The 17,673-nt window shown below is 71.3% G+C and carries 11 protein-coding genes; 4 read left to right on the top strand and 7 right to left on the bottom strand.

All coding sequences use genetic code 11. The annotated features are described in order from the left end of the window. Nucleotides 1–270: 270 nt before the first annotated feature. From I8N67_RS24555 to glgX, 7 genes are all read right to left on the bottom strand, one after another. Nucleotides 271–2,352, bottom strand: a complete 2,082-nt coding sequence (locus I8N67_RS24555; RefSeq protein ID WP_200305564.1) for a M4 family metallopeptidase — start codon at nt 2,350–2,352, stop codon at nt 271–273. A gap of 301 nt (nt 2,353–2,653) precedes the next feature. Beyond that, nucleotides 2,654–2,872 (bottom strand): hypothetical protein, encoded by a 219-nt coding sequence (locus I8N67_RS24550; protein ID WP_200305562.1) that lies wholly within the window; start codon nt 2,870–2,872, stop codon nt 2,654–2,656. Nucleotides 2,873–2,978: 106 nt separating this feature from the next. After that, a complete protein-coding gene (locus tag I8N67_RS24545; protein ID WP_200305560.1) occupies nt 2,979–4,751 on the bottom strand; it encodes an ABC transporter ATP-binding protein in 1,773 nt (590 codons plus the stop codon). After that, on the bottom strand, nt 4,748–6,496 hold the full coding sequence (locus tag I8N67_RS24540) for an ABC transporter ATP-binding protein (RefSeq protein ID WP_200305558.1): 1,749 nt from the start codon (nt 6,494–6,496) through the stop codon (nt 4,748–4,750). Before I8N67_RS24540 ends, I8N67_RS24545 begins: the two co-directional genes overlap by 4 nt. A gap of 125 nt (nt 6,497–6,621) precedes the next feature. Beyond that, nucleotides 6,622–8,520 carry an ABC transporter ATP-binding protein gene (locus tag I8N67_RS24535; RefSeq protein WP_200305556.1) on the bottom strand — a complete coding sequence of 633 codons (1,899 nt, stop codon included), beginning with the start codon at nt 8,518–8,520 and terminating at the stop codon, nt 6,622–6,624. Beyond that, nucleotides 8,517–10,352: an ABC transporter ATP-binding protein gene (locus I8N67_RS24530; protein ID WP_200305554.1), complete on the bottom strand. Its 1,836-nt coding sequence runs from the start codon at nt 10,350–10,352 to the stop codon at nt 8,517–8,519. Before I8N67_RS24530 ends, I8N67_RS24535 begins: the two co-directional genes overlap by 4 nt. 152 nt (nt 10,353–10,504) lie before the next feature. Then, nucleotides 10,505–12,775 carry a glycogen debranching protein GlgX gene (glgX, locus tag I8N67_RS24525; RefSeq protein ID WP_200305552.1) on the bottom strand — a complete coding sequence of 757 codons (2,271 nt, stop codon included), beginning with the start codon at nt 12,773–12,775 and terminating at the stop codon, nt 10,505–10,507. A gap of 152 nt (nt 12,776–12,927) precedes the next feature. Between glgX and I8N67_RS24520 the strand changes: the two genes are divergently transcribed. The 4 genes from I8N67_RS24520 (at nt 12,928) to I8N67_RS24505 (ending at nt 17,375) form a co-directional block, all read left to right on the top strand. After that, on the top strand, nt 12,928–14,154 hold the full coding sequence (locus tag I8N67_RS24520; RefSeq protein ID WP_200305550.1) for a L,D-transpeptidase: 1,227 nt from the start codon (nt 12,928–12,930) through the stop codon (nt 14,152–14,154). Nucleotides 14,155–14,395: 241 nt separating this feature from the next. Next, entirely contained in the window at nt 14,396–15,589 is a 1,194-nt protein-coding gene (locus tag I8N67_RS24515) for a L,D-transpeptidase (protein WP_200305548.1), read from the top strand. Between the two features lie 174 nt (nt 15,590–15,763). Next, a complete protein-coding gene (locus tag I8N67_RS24510; RefSeq protein ID WP_200305546.1) occupies nt 15,764–16,531 on the top strand; it encodes an enoyl-CoA hydratase/isomerase family protein in 768 nt (255 codons plus the stop codon). A gap of 340 nt (nt 16,532–16,871) precedes the next feature. Next, nucleotides 16,872–17,375 carry an ATP-binding protein gene (locus I8N67_RS24505; protein ID WP_200305544.1) on the top strand — a complete coding sequence of 168 codons (504 nt, stop codon included), beginning with the start codon at nt 16,872–16,874 and terminating at the stop codon, nt 17,373–17,375. Nucleotides 17,376–17,673: the final 298 nt, after the last annotated feature.

The raw sequence follows: 17,673 nt of genomic DNA, 5'->3' as shown, positions 1-17,673 counted from the left end.
AAGTTGCGAGTGCGGCGGGTGGGTGAAGAGTGACACCTATGGCGCGTACATGTCAGGAGGGCGAGGTGATGTTGGCCGAAAGTCAACCGTCCGGAAACATTGCCGCCGTGTAAACCGGTTTCGAACACGGTAAAGCGCCGATCAAGAGGCCCTCCCGCTACGGCAAAGAGGGCGCCGCCCCGGGGAGTTGAACCCCGGGGCGGCGCCCCTTCCGTACGAGCCGTGCGAGCCGTACGAGCCGTACGAGCCGTACGAGTGTGCCGGCGGTCCCTACGGGAACGTCAGCGACCAGCCGTTGATGCGGCCCGTGTCCTGGGCCGCGTTGTCCTGGACCCTCAACTGCCAGACCCCGTTGGCGACTTCGGAGGAGGCGTTCACCGTGTAGGTGGTGTTGATGTTGTCCGTGCTGCCGCCGGTGCCGTATGCCTTCATGGTGTACGCCGTGCCGTCGGGGGCGATCAGCTGCACCTGGAGGTCACCGACGTAGGTGTGGACGATGTCCACGGCGACCGGGAGAGTCGACGGCGCGTTGCCGGTCCGGCCGGAGACGGTGATCGACGAGGTGACCGCCGCTCCGTTGTCCGGAATCGATACGTCGGTCGTGTTCTCGAACGACGTGCCGCCGCCGCCACCGCCGGGACGCGTGCCCACGTTGACGCCCGCCCAGGCGTTCTGCACCGCCACGTACTCGGCGGACGTCGTGCCGTACAGCTCACCGGCGACCGCGAGGGTGCCGGTGCGGGCGGCCGAGTAGTTCGTCGTGGACGTGAACTTCGTGGTGAGCGCCTTGAACCAGATCTGCTCCGCCTTGGCGCGGCCGATGCCGGTCACCGCGAGGCCGTCGGAGGTGGGCGAGTTGTAGCTGACGCCGTTGATGGTCTTGGCGCCGCTGCCCTCGGAGAGGAGGTAGAAGAAGTGGTTCGCGGGGCCCGACGAGTAGTGCACGTCGATCGAGCCGATGCCCGAGTACCAGGCGTCCTTGGACGAGCCGTCCTGGCTGGGCCGGTCCATGTAACGCAGCGGCGTGCCGTCGCCGTTGATGTTGATCTCCTCGCCGATGAGGTAGTCACCGACGTCGGAGGAGTTCGCCGCGTAGAACTCGACCGTCGCGCCGAAGATGTCCGAGGTGGCCTCGTTGAGGCCGCCGGACTCGCCGCTGTAGTTGAGGCCGGCGGTGACCGAGGTGAGCCCGTGGGTCATCTCGTGCGCGGCCACGTCGATCGACGTGAGCGGGTTGGCGTTGCCCGAGCCGTCGCCGTACGTCATGCAGAAGCAGGAGTCCTGCCAGAACGCGTTGACGTAGTTGTTGCCGTAGTGCACGCGCGAGTAGGCGCCGACGCCGTCACCGCGGATGCCGCTGCGGCCGTGCACGTTCTTGTAGTAGTCCCAGGTCAGCGCCGCGCCGTAGTGGGCGTCCGCGGCGGCCGACTCCAGGTTCGACGGGGCGCCGTTGCCCCAGACGTCGTCCGAGCCGGAGAACAGCGTGCCGGTGCCGGAGCTGCCGCGGTTCAGGTTGTACGTCTTGTGGCCGCCGCGCGCGCCGTCGGTCAGGTTGTACGTCGACCCGGACTGCGTGGTGCCGAGGGTGACCTGGCCGGAGTACACCGTGTTGCCGGTGCCGGTCTCGACCGCCTCCCACTCGTACAGCTTCGCGCCGGTGGTGGCGTCCGTGATGACGTGCAGCTCCTGCGGGGTGCCGTCGTGCTGGAAGCCGCCGACGACCGTCTCGTAGGCGAGGGCCGGCTTGCCGTTCGCGGCCCAGATCACCTTGCGGGGCGCCTGGTTGACGTCCGGGCTCTTGGCCTTCTCCGCCTTCGCCGCGCCGAGCGCCTGCTTCTCCGCCTTGCCGGCGGTGATGGCGGGCGTCAGCGAGGTGACCTTGATCGTCGCCTTGGTGGCCTTGACGACGCCCTCGGTCTCGCCCGCCTTCGACGTCTCGACGACCAGGTCGCCGCCGAGGACCGGCAGGCCGTCGTACGTCCGCTCGTACCGCGTGTGCACGGTGCCGTCGCGGTCCTGGAGGACGTCACGGACGGCGAGCTTCTCCTTCGCGCCGAGGCTCAGCTCCTCGGCGGTCTCCACCTTCGTGGCGTTGGCCTCGCGTAGCAGCTCGGCCCGCTGGGCGGGGGTGAGCTTCACGGGGAGTGCGCCCGGGTCTGCCTTGCCCGCGGCCGACGGTGCCTTCTCCGGGGCGGCGGTGGCGGAGCCCGTCTGCACGGCCGCGGCCAGCAGGGCGGTGACGGCGACGAGCGCGCCGGCGGCCGCGCGCCGCTGGGCGGAGCGCGATCGGATGGTGCCGGTGTGGGAGGTGCGTCTGTGGGACTGGCGTCTCAACACTGACTCCTTCTGCATGGCCGTGGTTCGCACGGCCAGGGGAGACCGGGCGATTGGTGACCGCCCGGGCAGAACAAGGGGTGGAACGCGAAAACCACATGCGTGGAGGGTGCTTCGCGGCACAGCGGTGGTGGCGGTTGTGAGGTTGCTGTGACGTGGTTGTGGGCAGAGTGGCAGGAGATCGTGGTGCCTGTCAGGAGCGCGTCAAGAAGTTGGCCGGAAATGGTTCGTTGGGCGGTTGGTCATGTTCGGTATACGGACTGTTCGATCGGTCCTGCCGGGTTTCGTTCGGTCGGGCCCGCTCGGTCGGCCCGTGCCGTCAGCCCTGCCTGATCCGCTCCAGGGCCTCGTCGGCCGTCAGGTCGGTCAGGCCCTCCACGACGGACGCGTGGCCGGCGCAGAACCACACGGCGTTCTCCGGGTGGCCGACCCAGCCCTCGGGGTACGTGACGGTCTCCCGGAAGTGCACCAGCACGAAGTCCGTGAACTTCCCGGCGCTGTGCGGGGCGGCAGGGCAGACGGCACACATCGGGGGCATCACGGGACGTGAACTCCTGGTTCTCGTAGGGCTGTCCGGCATTCTGCACCGTGCCGCGAACACCCGCGCGAGGCACGGGCGGTCCGCGGCGAGGGAGCCCGTTCCGTCACGCCGCCCCCTCCCCGTGCCACCGCCGCCACAGCGCCGCGTACGCCCCCTGCGCCGCCACCAGTTCGTCGTGGGTGCCGAGTTCGGTGACGCGGCCGTCCTCCATGACGGCGACGCGGTCGGCGTCGTGGGCGGTGTGGAGGCGGTGGGCGATGGCGATGACCGTGCGGCCCCGGAGGACGGCGGCGAGGGCGCGTTCGGTGTGGCGGGCGGTGGTGGGGTCCAGGAGGGCCGTGGCCTCGTCGAGGATGAGGGTGTGGGGGTCGGCCAGGACCACGCGGGCGAGGGCGAGTTGCTGGGCCTGGGGCCCGTCCGTACGGCGACCGCCCTCGCCCAGGCGGGTGCCGAGGCCGTCGGGCAGGTCGCGTACCCAGCCGTCCGCGCCCACGGCCGCCAGCGCGGTCCACAACTCCTCGTCCGTGGCGGTGGGTTCGGCGATGAGGAGGTTGTCGCGGACCGAACCCAGGAAGACATGGTGTTCCTGGGTCACGAGGACGACCTGGCGGCGCAGCCGCTCCGGGCCGAGGCCGACGACGGGCACCCCGCCGACCGTCACCGTGCCCGAGGTCGGCGCGTCGATGCCGGCCAGCAGCCTGCTCAGCGTGGTCTTCCCGGCGCCGGACGGGCCCACCACGGCCAGCCGCTCGCCGGGCCGCACCGTCAGGTCGACGCCGCGCAGCACCTCGCCGCCCCGGTCGTAGGAGTAACGGACCCCGGTCACGTCGATGCGGTCGTCCGCCGGCTCCGGCGAGTCGGCGGACTCCGCGCGCGGCGCCCCGGCCAGACCCTCGACCCGTGCGAACGAGGCGCCGCTGCTCTGCAGCAGCTCGACCCGCATCAGGATCTCGTCGAGCGGCCCGCTCAGCTGCTGCAGATACAGGGCAGCCGACACGACCGCGCCCAGGCTGACCGAGCCGCGCGCGAGCAGCGCCCCGCCGGCCAGCAGGACCAGCACCTGGGGCACGAAGTACGAGATGTCCACGCCGGGGAAGAACACCGTGCGCAGGAACAGGGTGTGGAACCGGCGGCGCCGGGACACCTCCAGCGCGTCCCGGCTCGCGGCGATCCGCCGCCTCTCCAGCCGCAGCGCCTCGACCGTACGGGCGCCGGACGCGGTCGCCGCGATGATCTCCGCGACCTCGGAACCGGCCGCGCTCTCCGCGAGATAGCCGGTGCGCGCCCGGCGCAGATACCAGCGCAGCACGACCCCGATGCCGAGCAGACCGGACAGCGCGCACACACCGAGCAGCGGGTCCAGCGCGAACACCGCGCCGAGCAGGAACAACGCCTGCACCGAGCTGATGAGCAGCTCGGGGCCCACGTCACGCAGCGTCCTGCCGACGGAGTCCACGTCGGCGGTGCCGCGCGCCGTCAGATCACCGGTACCGGCTCGCTCCACCACCGACGCGGGCAGCGCCAGCGTCCGGTCCACGAACTCCTCGCGCACCCGCGCCAGCATCCGCTCCCCGAACCGGTGCCCCACATACCGGGCCCAGCGCGCCAGCAGCAGCTGCGCCACCGCGCACAGCAGGATCGCCGCCGCCAGCCGGTCCACCGCCCCGACGCCGCCCCCGCCGCGCACCTCGTCGATGATCCGCCCCACCAGCCACGGCCCGGCCAGCCCCATTGCGGCCGCCGCCGCGTTCAGCCCCAGCACCGCGAGGAAGGCCCGTCCGTCGGCCCGCACCAGCCGTACGGCGGCCCGCCGCACGGCGGCCGGCTCGGCGATCGGCAGCCGGCCCGAGGTGTGAGCAAGGGGTTCCGTCGTCACCGTACGACCTCCGGGGATGAGGCATCGTCCATGCTGTCCGGGTCTTCCGTCTCGCCCGCGTCCCGTGCCACCAGCGCCCGGTATCCCGGCTCGTCCGCCAGCAGTTCGCGGTGGCCGCCGGTGGCCGCGACCTTGCCGTCGACCAGGTAGAGGACCGTGTCCGCGTGGTCGAGGACGAGGGGCGAGGTGGTGGTGAGGAGGGTCGTACGGCCCTCGCGGGCGGCCCGCAGCCGCTGGGCGACCCGTGCCTCCGTGTGGGCGTCGAGCGCCGAGGTGGGCTCGACCGCGAGCAGGATCTCGGGGTCGGCCACCAGGGCCCGGGCCAGCCGCAGGCGTTGCCGCTGGCCGCCGGAGAAGTTGCGGCCCTGGGCGTCGACCGCCGAGTCGAGACCGTCCGCCAGGCCCTGGACGATGTCCTCGGCCACGGCCGCGCGCAGCGCCCGGGCGGCCCCGGCGTCGTCGACATCGCCGCGACCGCCGAGCAGCTCGCGCAGCCGCCCCGCGAACAGGTCGGCCTCGTGGTCGGCGACCAGGATCCGCTCGCGGAGCCGCGCCAACGGGATCTCGTCGAGCGGGGTGCCGCCCCAGGTCACCGCAGTCGGCGCGTACCGGCCGAGCCGGTCCACCACGGCCGTCGCCTCCGCCGGCCGGCCGGAAGCCAGCGCGGTCAGCCGGCCGGGCCGTACCTGTACACCGGACTCCGGGTCGTGCAGCGTGGACGGCTCGGCGGGCGGGTCCTTCGTGCCGTGGTCCGGCAGGGGCTCCAGGGTCAGGAACCGGATGACGCGCCGCGCGGCCACCACCCCGCGGCTGACCTCGTATCCCCAGTCGACGAAGTACGACACCGGCCGCACCAGCACGGTGACGTAGCCGAACACCGACACCAACTCGCCCACGGTGATGGTCCCCTGGGCGGCGAGCCGGGCCGCCAGCCAGGTCACCACCGCGAGGAACAGCGTGGGCAGCCCCACCCCGAGCGCCTGCATCCAGCTGGTCACCGACCCGACCCGGTACCCCTGCGCCCGCAGCCGCTGCGAGTCCCGGCGGAACGCGTCGGCGACCAGCCCCTTGCCGCCGAGGCCGCCCAGGACGCGCAGCCCGCCCGCGAGGTCCGCGATCCGCGCGGTGAGCACGCCCTGCCGCTCGCGGTACTCCGTCTCCCTGCCCTGCAACCGCCGCATCAGCGGCCCCACGATCACGGCCAGCAGCGGCATCCCGAGCAGGACGACCGCCGCGATCGGCACCGAGAACGACACCAGCAGCCCGGCGACCACCAGATACGCGGCGATCGCGCCGACGCCCGGCCCGATGACCGTCAGCGAGGAGGAGATCGTGTTGACGTCGCCCACGCCGATCGTGACGACCTCCCCGGCGCCCACGCTCCGTGGCAGCGCCGCCCCCAGTCGGACCGCGTGTCCGAGAACGGCCTTCACCGTGCGGAAGTTGGCGTCCATCCGTACGCGCGTCATCGTGCGGTGGCGCATGATGCTCAGCCAGGCGTTGAACGCGCCGACCGCGAACAGTGCGGCCGTCCATCCGGCCAGGGCCGGGTGGTCGCCGGGTTCGAGGCCTTCGTCGATCGCCCGGGACAGGAGATACGGGGTGGCCGCGAGCAGCACCATCCATACGCAGGAGATGAGGGAGCCGAGTGCGGAGCGGCCTGCCTGCTGCCGGACCAGCCACCACAGGTAGTGGGCTCCGCCGCGGCAGTCGGGTTTGCCGGGGTCCTCGTACGCGTTGATCATCGGCCCCCGATTCTTGTGTGGGACGGGTCGTGTTGTGGCTGCGGGTGGGTGGGGGCTTGTCGCGCCCACGCGGCGGAGCCGCGCATGGATACAGCCCCGCGCCCCTGTCGGGGCCGGGGGTGCGGCTACGCCAAGCTGTCCCGCCACGCCCGGTGCAGGTCCGAGAACCGGCCCTTGCCCGCGATCAGTTCCGCCGGGCTGCCGTCCTCGACGATTCGGCCGTGCTCCATGACCAGCACCCGGTCGGCGATCTCGACTGTGGAGAGCCGGTGGGCGATCACGACGGCCGTACGGCCCCGCAGGACCGTGGACATCGCGCGCTGCACGGCCCGTTCGCCGGGGACATCGAGGGAGCTGGTCGCCTCGTCGAGGATGAGGACGGCCGGGTTGGCGAGCAACGCCCGTGCGAAGGCGACGAGCTGGCGCTGGCCGGCGGAGATACGGCCGCCGCGCTTGCGTACGTCGGTGTCGTAGCCGTCGGGCAGCGCGCTGATGAAGTCATGGGCGCCGATGGCCTTGGCGGCCCGCTCGATGTCCTCGCGGCCGGCGTCGGGGCGGCCGATGGCGATGTTCTCGGCGACCGTGCCCGAGAACAGGAACGACTCCTGGGTCACCATGACCACCCCGCGCCGCAGCTCGGGCACCGCGAGGTCGCGCAGGTCGACGCCGTCGAGGAGGACCCGCCCGGCCGAGGGGTCGTAGAAGCGGGCCACCAGCTTGGCGAGGGTCGACTTGCCGGCGCCGGTGGAGCCGACCACCGCCACCGTGCTGCCCGCCGCGAGGGTGAGGTCGAAGCGGGGCAGGACCTCGCCGCCGGTGCGGTACGCGAACCGTACGTCCTCGAACGCGACCTCGCGGCCCGGCAGTTCGCAGGCCGGGGCCGGCAGCTCCTTCGGCTCCGCCGGCTCCGGGACGGACGGGGTCTGGGCCAGCAGGCCCGCGATCTTCTCCAGCGAGGCCGCCGCCGACTGGTACGAGTTGAGGAACATGCCGAGCCGGTCGATCGGGTCGTACAGCCGCCGCAGATACAGCACCGCCGCCGCCAGCACACCCAGCGCGAGCGACTCCGCCGCCACCCGGTACGCGCCCCACAGCACGATCGCCGCCACCGTGATGTTGGCGGTCACCCGGGAACAGACCACGTAGCGGGCCATCTCCAGGATGGCGTTGCCGTTGGTGCGCTCGTGGTGGTGGTTCAGGGTGAGGAACTCCGCGTCGTTCGAGGCCTCGCGGCGGAACGCCCGCACCGGGCGGATGCCGTTCATCGTCTCCGCGAACTTCACGATCACCGCGGCGATCGCGGTGGACCGGGCCGTGTAGACGCTCGCCGCGCGCCGCCGGTACATCCGCACGAACCCGTACAGCGGTACGAACGACGCCAGCGCCGCCGCGCCCAGCCCGAGGTCCAGCCAGAGCAGCATCGCGGAGATGTAGACGAAGGCGAGGATCACGCCGATGAGTTCCTGCAGACCCTCGTTGAGCAGCTCGCGCAGCGACTCGACGTCCGTGGTGGAACGGGAGATGAGCCGGCCCGAGGTGTACCGCTCGTGGAAGTCGATGCTCAGCGCCTGCGCGTGCCGGAAGATCCGGCCGCGCAGGTCCAGCAGCACGTCCTGGTTCACCCGCGCGGACGCCCCGATGAACGCGTACTGCAGCCCGCCGGCCGCCAGCGCGCACACCAGATACCCGACCGCCACGGTGACCAGCGGCCCGTGCCGGCCGTCCCGGAACGCCGGTACGGCACTGTCGATGGCGTACGCCACCAGCAGCGGGCCCGCCTGCACCGCCGCCTGCTGGAGCAGGAGCAGCACACTGGCGATGACCACCCGGGTCCTCATCGGCGCGAGCAGGGAGCGCAGCAGGGCGAGGGTGGCGCCCGGGGGAGTGGGGAGGTCGTCGTGGTCGAAGTCGAAGTCGAAGTCGTGGTCGCGGTCGCGGTCGCGGTCGTTGTCGTGGCCGACGGGGTCGCCGGTGGTGGCCCGGTCGGGCCCCTTGTTCGGCGCGGCGGTCGTGGGCGCCGTCATCGCTCGTCCTCCTCGTTCCCCTCGGTCCCGGACATCAGATGGGCGTACTCCGCGTTCGTGCGCAGCAGTTCGTGGTGGGTGCCGACGGCGGTGACACGGCCGCCGGAGAGCAGTGCCACGCGGTCGGCGAGCAGCACCGTCGACGGGCGGTGGGCCACGATCAGCGCGGTCGTCTCCGCGAGCACCCGGCGCAGCGCGGCCTCCACCGCGGCCTCCGTGTGCACGTCCAGCGCCGACAGCGGGTCGTCGAGGACCAGGAAGCGGGGCCGGCCGACCACCGCCCGGGCCAGCGCCAGCCGCTGCCGCTGACCGCCGGAGAGGCTGAGGCCCTGCTCGCCCACCTGGGTGCCGGTGCCCTGGGGGAGCGCGTGCGCGAACTCCGCCTGCGCGATGGCGAGGGCGCGGTCCAACTCGGGCTCGCCCGCGTCCGGCAGCGCGCCCATGAGGACGTTCTCGCCGACCGTCGCGGAGAAGAGCGTGGGTTCCTCGAAGGCGACCGACACCAGGGCGCGCAGCGAATCCCGGGGCATCTCGCAGATGTCGTGACCGTCCAGCGTGATGCGACCGGACGTCGCCTCGTGCAGACGAGGTACGAGGGCGGTGAGCGTCGTCTTGCCGGAACCGGTGGCGCCGACCAGGGCCATGGACTCGCCGGGCCGGATGTGCAGGTCGACCCGGTCGAGGGTGGGGGCGGTGCCGGGCGGTGCGTCGGGGTAGCGGAACGTGACGTCGTGGAAGCGCAGACCACCCGCCACCGCACCCTTTTTGGCCACGGACACACGTGTCCCCCGGCTCGTCGACGACTCCGGCTCCTCGTCCATCACCTCGAAGTACCGCTCCGTCGCCGTCGCCGCCTCCTGGCTCATCGCGAGCAGGAAGCCGATCGAGTCGACGGGCCACCGCAGGGCGAGCGCCGTCGACAGGAACGCCACCAGCGTGCCCGCCGACAGCGCCCCGTCGGCCACCCGCACCACACCGAGGACGAGGGCCGCCCCGATGGCCAGCTCGGGGAGCGTCACGATGACGCCCCAGATGGCGGAGAGGAGGCGCGCCTTGCGCAGCTCGGTGCCGCGCAGGGTGCGGGACAGCTCGCGGAAGGCGTGGGCCTGGCTGCGGTGGCGGCCGAAGCCCTTGATGACGCGGATGCCGAGGACGCTCTCCTCGACGACCGTGGTCAGGTCGCCGACCTGGTCCTGGGCGCGGCGCGCGACAGTGGCGTACTTCTTCTCGAAGGCGACGCACGTGACGACGACCGGGACGGCGGGGCCCAGGATGATGAGGCCGAGGGTCCAGTCCTGGATGAGCATGATGATCACGCCGACGAGGATCGTCACCGCGTTGACCAGCAGGAACGTCAGCGGGAAGGCCAGGAACATGCGCAGCAGCATCAGATCGGTCGTGCCGCGCGAGAGCAGCTGACCGGAGGCCCAGCGGTCGTGGAAGGCGATCGGCAGCCGTTGCAGATGCCGGTACAGATCCGCGCGCATAGACGCCTCGACCCCGGCGAGCGGCCGCGCCACGAGCCACCGCCGCAGCCCGAACAGCAGCGCCTCCGCGAGCCCGAGCAGCAGCAGACAGAGCGCCCCCAGCCACACCCCCGCGGGGTCCCGGTCGGTGATCGGCCCGTCCACCATCCACTTCAGGACGAGCGGGATGACCAGCCCTACGCACGAGGCGACTATCGCGACGAACGCGGCGACCGACAACCGCACCCGCACCGGCCGGACATACGGCCACAGCCGCAGCAGCGTCCGCACGGCGGACCGCCCCTCGGCCTTCTCGGCTTCCCGGATCTGCTCGGATTCCTCGGCGGTTGCACGTGTCGTGGGCATCGGCAGCGAGCCTACGGATCGCCACTGACAACGCCCACTCAGTTTTGGCCGGACCCGACTCGGCCGCACCGAGGGGACATGGGGAGCCCGAGCCCCGTCACGGGCGCGGGGAACCCCGAGACCTGCCCCCACCGGACCGGTGGTCGTGACTCTCAGCCGATCACCCGCAGCAGCAGCACCGCCCGCGCCGGCACCGTCACCGCCGCCCCCGCCCCGTGCACCACCCCCGGCCCCTCCTCCTGATCCTCCCGCGCCGTGTCGACGACCACCTCGTACCGTTTTGCCCACGGCGTCCCCGGCAGCACGAAGTTCACCGGCCGGTCGCCCGCGTGCAGGACGGCGAGGAAGCTGTCGTCGAGGATGGGGGCGCCCCGCCCGTCGCGGCCGGGGATGTCGCGGCCGGACAGGTACATCCCGAGGGTCCCGGCCGGCGCGTACCAGTCCCGTTCGGTCATCTCCGTGCCGCGTGCCGTGAACCAGGCCAGGTCACGCAGCCCGTCCGCCGAATGGGCCCGCCCGGAGAAGAAGGCCCGCCGGCGCAGCACCGGGTGGTCGTGTCGGAGGGCGATCAGGCGGGCGGTGAGGTCGAACAGAGCCTTCCAGCCGGGCTCCTCCAGCAGCCCCCAGTCGACCCAGCTGATCTCGTTGTCCTGGCAGTACGCGTTGTTGTTGCCGCCCTGGGTGCGGCCCAGTTCGTCACCGGCGACCAGCATCGGCACGCCGGTAGACAGCAGCAGCGTCGTCAGCAGGTTCCTCAACTGCCGCCGCCGCAGCGCCCGTACGCCCTCGTCGTCCGTCTCGCCCTCGGCGCCGCAGTTCCAGGACCGGTTGTCGTCCGTGCCGTCGCGGTTCCCCTCCCCGTTCGCCTCGTTGTGCTTGCGCTCGTACGACACGAGGTCGCGCAGGGTGAAGCCGTCGTGCGCGGTGATGAAGTTGACCGACGCGTACGGCCGCCGACCGCCCCACGCGTACAGGTCGCTCGACCCCGACAGCCGGTACCCCAGGTCCCGTACGTCCGGCAGCGCGCCCCGCCAGAAGTCCCGGACGGCGCCCCGGTAGCGGTCGTTCCACTCCGTCCACAGGGGTGGGAAGGCGCCCACCTGATAGCCGCCCGAGCCCACGTCCCACGGCTCGGCGATCAGCTTCACCCGCCGCAGGACCGGGTCCTGGGCGATGACGGCGAGGAACGGGGACAGCATGTCGACGTCGTGCATCGAGCGGGCCAACGCCGCCGCCAGGTCGAAGCGGAAGCCGTCCACGCCCATCTCGGTCACCCAGTAGCGCAGCGAGTCCGTGATCAGGCGCAGGACATGGGGCTGGACCACGTGGAGCGTGTTCCCGCACCCCGTGTAGTCGGCGTAGCGACGCGCGTCGTTCTGCAGGCGGTAGTAGCCCCGGTTGTCGATGCCGCGCAGCGACAGGCTCGGGCCGCGCTCGTCGGCCTCGGCCGTGTGGTTGTAGACGACGTCGAGGACGACCTCGATCCCGGCGGCGTGCAGCGCCCGCACCATCCGCTTGAACTCCCCGACCTGCTGCCCGGCCGTGCCGGCCGCCGCGTACGCCGCGTGCGGGGCGAAGTAGCCGATCGAGTTGTAGCCCCAGTAGTTCCGCATGTCCCGGCGCAGCAGATGGTCCTCGTGGGCGAACTGGTGCACGGGCAGCAGCTCCACCGCCGTCACGCCCAGCTTCACCAGGTGCTCGATCGCGGCGGGGTGCGCGAGACCGGCGTACGTCCCGCGCAGTTCCTCCGGGATGCCCGGGTGGGTCATCGTGAAGCCGCGTACGTGCAGCTCGTAGATCACCGAGTCCGCCCACGGGGTCTTCGGGCGGCGGTCGTCCGCCCAGTCGTCGTCATCGTGGACGACGACCCCCTTCGGGACGTACGGCGCCGAGTCCCGCTCGTCGCGCACGGTGTCCGCGACCTGCTGCTCGGGCCAGTCCCGGACATGCGCGTACACCTCGGGCGGCAGACTGCTGTAATCATTTCCTTTGGCGCCGTCCACGGCACGGGCGTACGGGTCGAGGAGCAGCTTCGCCGGGTTCCAGCGGGCGCCGGTCCACGGGTCCCAGCGGCCGTGCACGCGGTAGCCGTAGCGCTGACCGGGCAGGACGCCGGGCACGAAGCCGTGCCAGATCTCGTGGGTCAGCTCGCTGAGCCCGAGCCGGGTCTCCTCGCCCGCCGCGGAGAAGAGACACAGCTCCACGGCCTCCGCCCCGCCCGCCCACAGCGCGAAGTTGGTGCCCGCGACGCCGTCTGGGCCCATCCGGAACCGCGCGCCGAGCGGCGTCGACGCCCCCGGCCACACGGGCCTCGGCTCCGGCCCGGCCTCGTCACGCCGACTGCCGTTCAGCACGGGTGCCGGACGCGCGGCCGGCACCCCGCGCGTCTCCTTGACTGCCTCCTGCTCGGCTGCGCTCGACACTTCAGGCCTCCCGCGGCTCGGTGGGGCGACGGGAAAGGAGGAGCGAGCGGTCCCGACCACCGCTCCCCACCGAGTCGTCCTCCCAAGGGTTCTGCCCAGAGCACGCCTCGCACTCACGTTTCCCGGGGGCGTGCGCCGTCGTTGGGCCGCACGTGAACCACGCACAGACGCACGCGCGCCGGGCCGGGGCCGCCCTGGCCGCCGCACTCATCTGGGCCGGCCTGCTGGCCGGCGCCGCCGGATGCACCGCCGGAACGCCGTTGACCAGCGAAAAGGCACCCGACGACACGATCCGGGTCGCACCGGAGGACGGCAGCAAGGGCGTGCGCCCGGAGCAGCGCTTCGAAGTACGGGTGCCCAGCGGGCGCCTGGAGTCCGTCAAGGTGGTGAAATCCCAGGACGCGCAGGAGTCACCCGTACCGGGGCGGATGTCCGCCGATGGGCTGACCTGGCGCCCCACCGGCTCACAGAAGCTCGCGCTGGCCGCCAAGTACACCGTCGACGCGGTCGCCCTCGACGGTCACGGCCGCCGCTCGGCTCGGCACGTCACCTTCACGACATACGTCCCCGACGAGCGCTTCATCGCGTACGTCACGCCGGAGAACCGGGCCACCGTCGGCACCGGGATGATCGTCTCCCTGGAGTTCAACCGGGAGATCGAGGACCGCGCCGCCGTGGAACGCGCCGTCGCCGTGACCGCCGAGCCGGCCGTCGACATCCGCCCGCACTGGTTCGGCAAGGAGCGCCTCGACTTCCGCCCGGAGAACTACTGGAAGGCGGGCACGAAGGTCACCGTCGGCCTGCGGCTGCGGGACGTCGAGGGCGCGCCCGGTGTCTACGGCCGGCAGTACAAGACCTTCTCCTTCACTGTCGGCCGCCATCAGGTCAGCCTCGTCGACGCCGCCAAGCACACCATGCGCGTGGAGCGCGGCGACGGCGTGCTCGCCACCCTGCCCATCACCGCCGGGGCGCCCGGGACCACGACGTACAACGGGAAGATGGTCGTCACCGAGATGCTGGAGGTGACCCGGATGAACGGCGCCACCGTCGGCTTCAAGAAGGCGGACGGCAAGGGCGAGTACGACATCCCGGACGTCCCGCACGCCATGCGCCTCACCACCTCCGGCACCTTCCTGCACGGCAACTACTGGGCCCCGGACACCTTCGGCAGGACCAACGCCAGCCACGGCTGCGTCGGCCTGCGCGATGTGAAGGGCGGCAGCTCCAGCACCCCCGCGGGCTGGTTCTTCGAGCGCAGCCTCATCGGGGACGTCGTCGAGGTGGTCAACAGCAACGACAAAAAGGTCGCTCCCGACAACGGCCTCGGAGGCTGGAACATGGGTTGGAACGAATGGAAAGCGGGTGCCGCCGTGAAGTAGACCGACATAGGCGTACGCGCGTGGGGGGAACCAGGGCGCTGGGAATGGTTCAAGTTGGGACTGAACGGTGACATACGCCGAGGTCAATCCATCCCGATCATCTGGTTAATGTACGAGCGTACGCGCGTGCTGCGCGTAGGGGTGCGGGCCTGATCAGGCCGTGCGAGGGGAGAACAGAAAGTTGAACGGGCGACCGATATCGGGGGCGTCGGTTGACGCGCGGACTCGGGGACGCGGGGGGATGCTGACCACCATGCTCGCCGTGCTGCTGTTCGCGGTGACCGCGTGCGGCGGCGGAGGTTCGGATTCCGGCTCCGACGGCGACAAGGGCAAGGGCGCCGACAAGAGCGCTTCGGACAAGGCGGCCACCAAGGCGTCGGAAGCGGTGGTCTCCATCGCGCCGAAGCACGGCGCCGACTCCGTGGCCACCAGCGGCGCCCTGAAGGTCACCGCGGCCAAGGGCAAACTGTCCGAGGTCACGGTCGAGAACGACAAGGGCGAGAAGATCGCCGGGGAGATCGCGAGTGACGGCGCCACCTGGACGCCGTCCATCCACCTCAACTCGGCCACCGAGTACAAGGTGCACGCTGTCGCCAAGGACTCCGAGGGGCGGGAGGCGGCCGAGGACTCGTCCTTCACCACGCTGACCCCGAAGAACACCTTCGTCGGCATCTTCACCCCCGAGGACGGCTCGAAGGTCGGCGTCGGCATGCCGTTCTCGATCCGCTTCACGCGGGGCATCACCGCCCCCGAGGACGTCGAGAAGGCCATCACCGTCAAGACCGAGCCGGCCGTCGACGTCGAGGGCCACTGGTTCGGCAACGACCGCATCGACTTCCGCCCGGAGAAGTACTGGAAGGCCGGCACCAAGGTCACCGTCGACCTCAACCTCGACGGTGTCGAGGGCCGCGACGGCGTCTACGGCGAGCAGAGCAAGAAGGTCTCCTTCACCATCGGCCGCAGCCAGGTCTCCACGGTCGACGTCAAGAAGCTCACCATGAAGGTCGCGCGGGACGGCAAGGTCATCAAGACCATCCCCGTCACCACCGGCAAGCCCGGCATGGAGACCTGGAACGGCCAGATGGTCATCAGCGAGCGCCTCAGCGTGACCCGGATGAACGGCGAGACGGTCGGCTACGGCGGCGAGTACGACATCAAGGACGTGCCCGACGCGATGCGCCTGACCAACTCGGGCACCTTCATCCACGGCAACTACTGGGGCGGCGACGCCTTCGGCAACTACAACGCCAGCCACGGCTGCATCGGCCTGCGCGACACCCGGGGCGGCTACGACCGGGCCGCGCCGGGCGCGTGGTTCTTCGACAACTCGATGGTCGGTGACGTCGTGGTCGTCAAGAACTCCAACGACCGGACCGTGGACCCGGACAACGGGTACAACGGCTGGAACATGTCGTGGGAGAAGTGGACGGCGTGAACCCTCCGGCCTGATGGCTTGGTGTACGGCCCCGGTGTGCTGTGACACAGCACACCGGGGCCGTTGCCGTTGGTCCCCGTGCTGTGTCTGCCTGGGGGGCAACCCCCGGACCCCCGGCCGGATGTGATCGACCGCACCGGAACGATTGCCGTTAGTCCCCGTTAACCTGCCTGCATGACTGTGCATCTCGAAGTCGCCGAGGGCGTCGGCACGATCCGCCTCGACCGCCCCCCGATGAACGCCCTGGACATCGCCACCCAGGACCGCCTCAAGGAACTCGCCGAGGAGGCCACGCGCCGCGACGACGTACGCGCCGTCATCCTCTACGGAGGAGAGAAGGTCTTCGCGGCGGGCGCGGACATCAAGGAGATGCAGGCCATGGACCACGCGGCGATGGTCGCGCGCTCCCGGGCCCTGCAGGACTCCTTCAGCGCCGTGGCCCGTATCCCCAAGCCGGTCGTCGCGGCCGTCACGGGCTATGCGCTGGGCGGCGGTTGCGAGCTGGCGCTGTGCGCGGACTACCGCATCGCCGGGGAGAACGCGAAGCTCGGCCAGCCGGAGATCCTGCTCGGGGTGATCCCGGGCGCGGGCGGCACCCAGCGGTTGGCCCGCCTCATCGGCCCCTCCAAGGCCAAGGACCTCATCTTCACCGGCCGTATGGTCAAGGCGGACGAGGCCCTCACGCTCGGCCTGGTGGACCGGGTCGTGCCGGCCGACGAGGTGTACAGCGCGGCGCACGAGTGGGCCGCCCGGCTGGCGCGGGGGCCGGCGATCGCGCTGCGGGCCGCCAAGGAGTCCATCGACGCGGGCCTTGAGACCGACCTGGAGACGGGGCTCGCGATCGAGCGGAACTGGTTCGCCGGGCTGTTCGCCACGGAGGACCGGGAGCGCGGGATGCGGAGCTTCGTGGAAGAGGGGCCGGGGAAGGCGAAGTTCGTCTGACGGCACGCCCCCTGGGTCTCAGTGGGGTTCCGTGGGGTTCCGTGGGGGTCCCGAAATCCAGCTCTCAAGTTCCGCTGATCCACTTGTAGTTGACGCGATGTATTACCCGCGTCCCTCGAAGGAGCGGTTTATCAGAGCCTTAAGGCAACCTTAAGAGATCCCGGCTCAAGCCCCTTCGTATTGACCGAAGTTCAGACGGTTTACGCAGGTCAGGCGCACTGCCGTGCGGCGCGTGCTGCCGCTGGCATATGTCATGGGAAACTCCCGGAATGGTTGGTTCCGGGGGTTGCATTCCGCTGGAACGGCCCCGTACGGCGCTCCGGGCGGCCATGATGGGGGCATGGCGGGGCTGGAGGGTATCGAACAGCCGCGGCGGCACGGGAGTGCGACCGCGGCCCGTTGGTCGCCTGCGATCGAGGACGAACGGGCGCGGAAGGCGCTGGAGTTGTTCGGCGATCCGACCGAGGCAGAGGTCCCGCTCCCGTCCCGTCCCGAGTCCGCGGCCACGGCCCGGCGGCTCGCCCAGGTGGTCGTCCTCCGCCAATGGCGGCTCTCCCCGAAGATGACCGAGGACGCCGTCCTGCTCGTCTCCGAACTCGTCGGCAACGCCGTACGGCACACCGGCGCCCGTGTCTTCGGCCTCCGCATGCGCCGCCGCCCGGGCTGGATCCGGGTCGAGGTCCGTGATCCGTCGCGGGGGCTGCCCTGTCTGATCCCGGTGCAGGAGATGGACATCAGCGGGCGGGGGCTGTTCCTCGTGGACAAGCTGTCCGACCGGTGGGGCGTCGACCTGCTGCCGCGGGGGAAGACGACATGGTTCGAGATGAGGGTCGCGGACCGCTAGGCCGTGTCGTCAAATTCCCGTCTGCCTCGCGACGCCATGCACGCTCTCCCATTCTCGGCTTCGCTCGAACGGGAGGGGCCCCCACCGCCGCACGGCGCGGAGGGCCAGGTGGCTCCGCCGCATGACCCTCCACACCGCACGCCGATCGCACGCACCGAACGCCGCTCCTTCTCCCACGGAGATCCATCAGAAGGGCCCTAGCCGGACGGTCCCGCTCCTCCCTCCCTCCCCCGGCGTGCGCCCGTCCCGCAACGCGCATCTCCGACGATCGGGCCAATCGCCGGATTTCCTGCCTCGG

The sequence above is a fragment of the Streptomyces adelaidensis genome (assembly GCF_016598475.1).
GTDB lineage: Bacteria > Actinomycetota > Actinomycetes > Streptomycetales > Streptomycetaceae > Streptomyces > Streptomyces adelaidensis.
This window is presented reverse-complemented; position numbering and strand designations above follow the sequence as displayed.

Bases quoted from the DNA above. Each gene is read 5' to 3' on its own strand.
- I8N67_RS24555 (WP_200305564.1), bottom strand. From the start codon at position 2,352: ATGCAGAAGGAGTCAGTGTTGAGACGCCAGTCCCACAGACGCACCTCC.
- I8N67_RS24550 (WP_200305562.1), bottom strand. From the start codon at position 2,872: ATGCCCCCGATGTGTGCCGTCTGCCCTGCCGCCCCGCACAGCGCCGGG.
- I8N67_RS24540 (WP_200305558.1), bottom strand. From the start codon at position 6,496: ATGATCAACGCGTACGAGGACCCCGGCAAACCCGACTGCCGCGGCGGA.
- I8N67_RS24535 (WP_200305556.1), bottom strand. From the start codon at position 8,520: ATGACGGCGCCCACGACCGCCGCGCCGAACAAGGGGCCCGACCGGGCC.
- I8N67_RS24530 (WP_200305554.1), bottom strand. From the start codon at position 10,352: ATGCCCACGACACGTGCAACCGCCGAGGAATCCGAGCAGATCCGGGAA.
- I8N67_RS24515 (WP_200305548.1), top strand. From the start codon at position 14,396: ATGCTGACCACCATGCTCGCCGTGCTGCTGTTCGCGGTGACCGCGTGC.
- I8N67_RS24510 (WP_200305546.1), top strand. From the start codon at position 15,764: ATGACTGTGCATCTCGAAGTCGCCGAGGGCGTCGGCACGATCCGCCTC.
- I8N67_RS24505 (WP_200305544.1), top strand. From the start codon at position 16,872: ATGGCGGGGCTGGAGGGTATCGAACAGCCGCGGCGGCACGGGAGTGCG.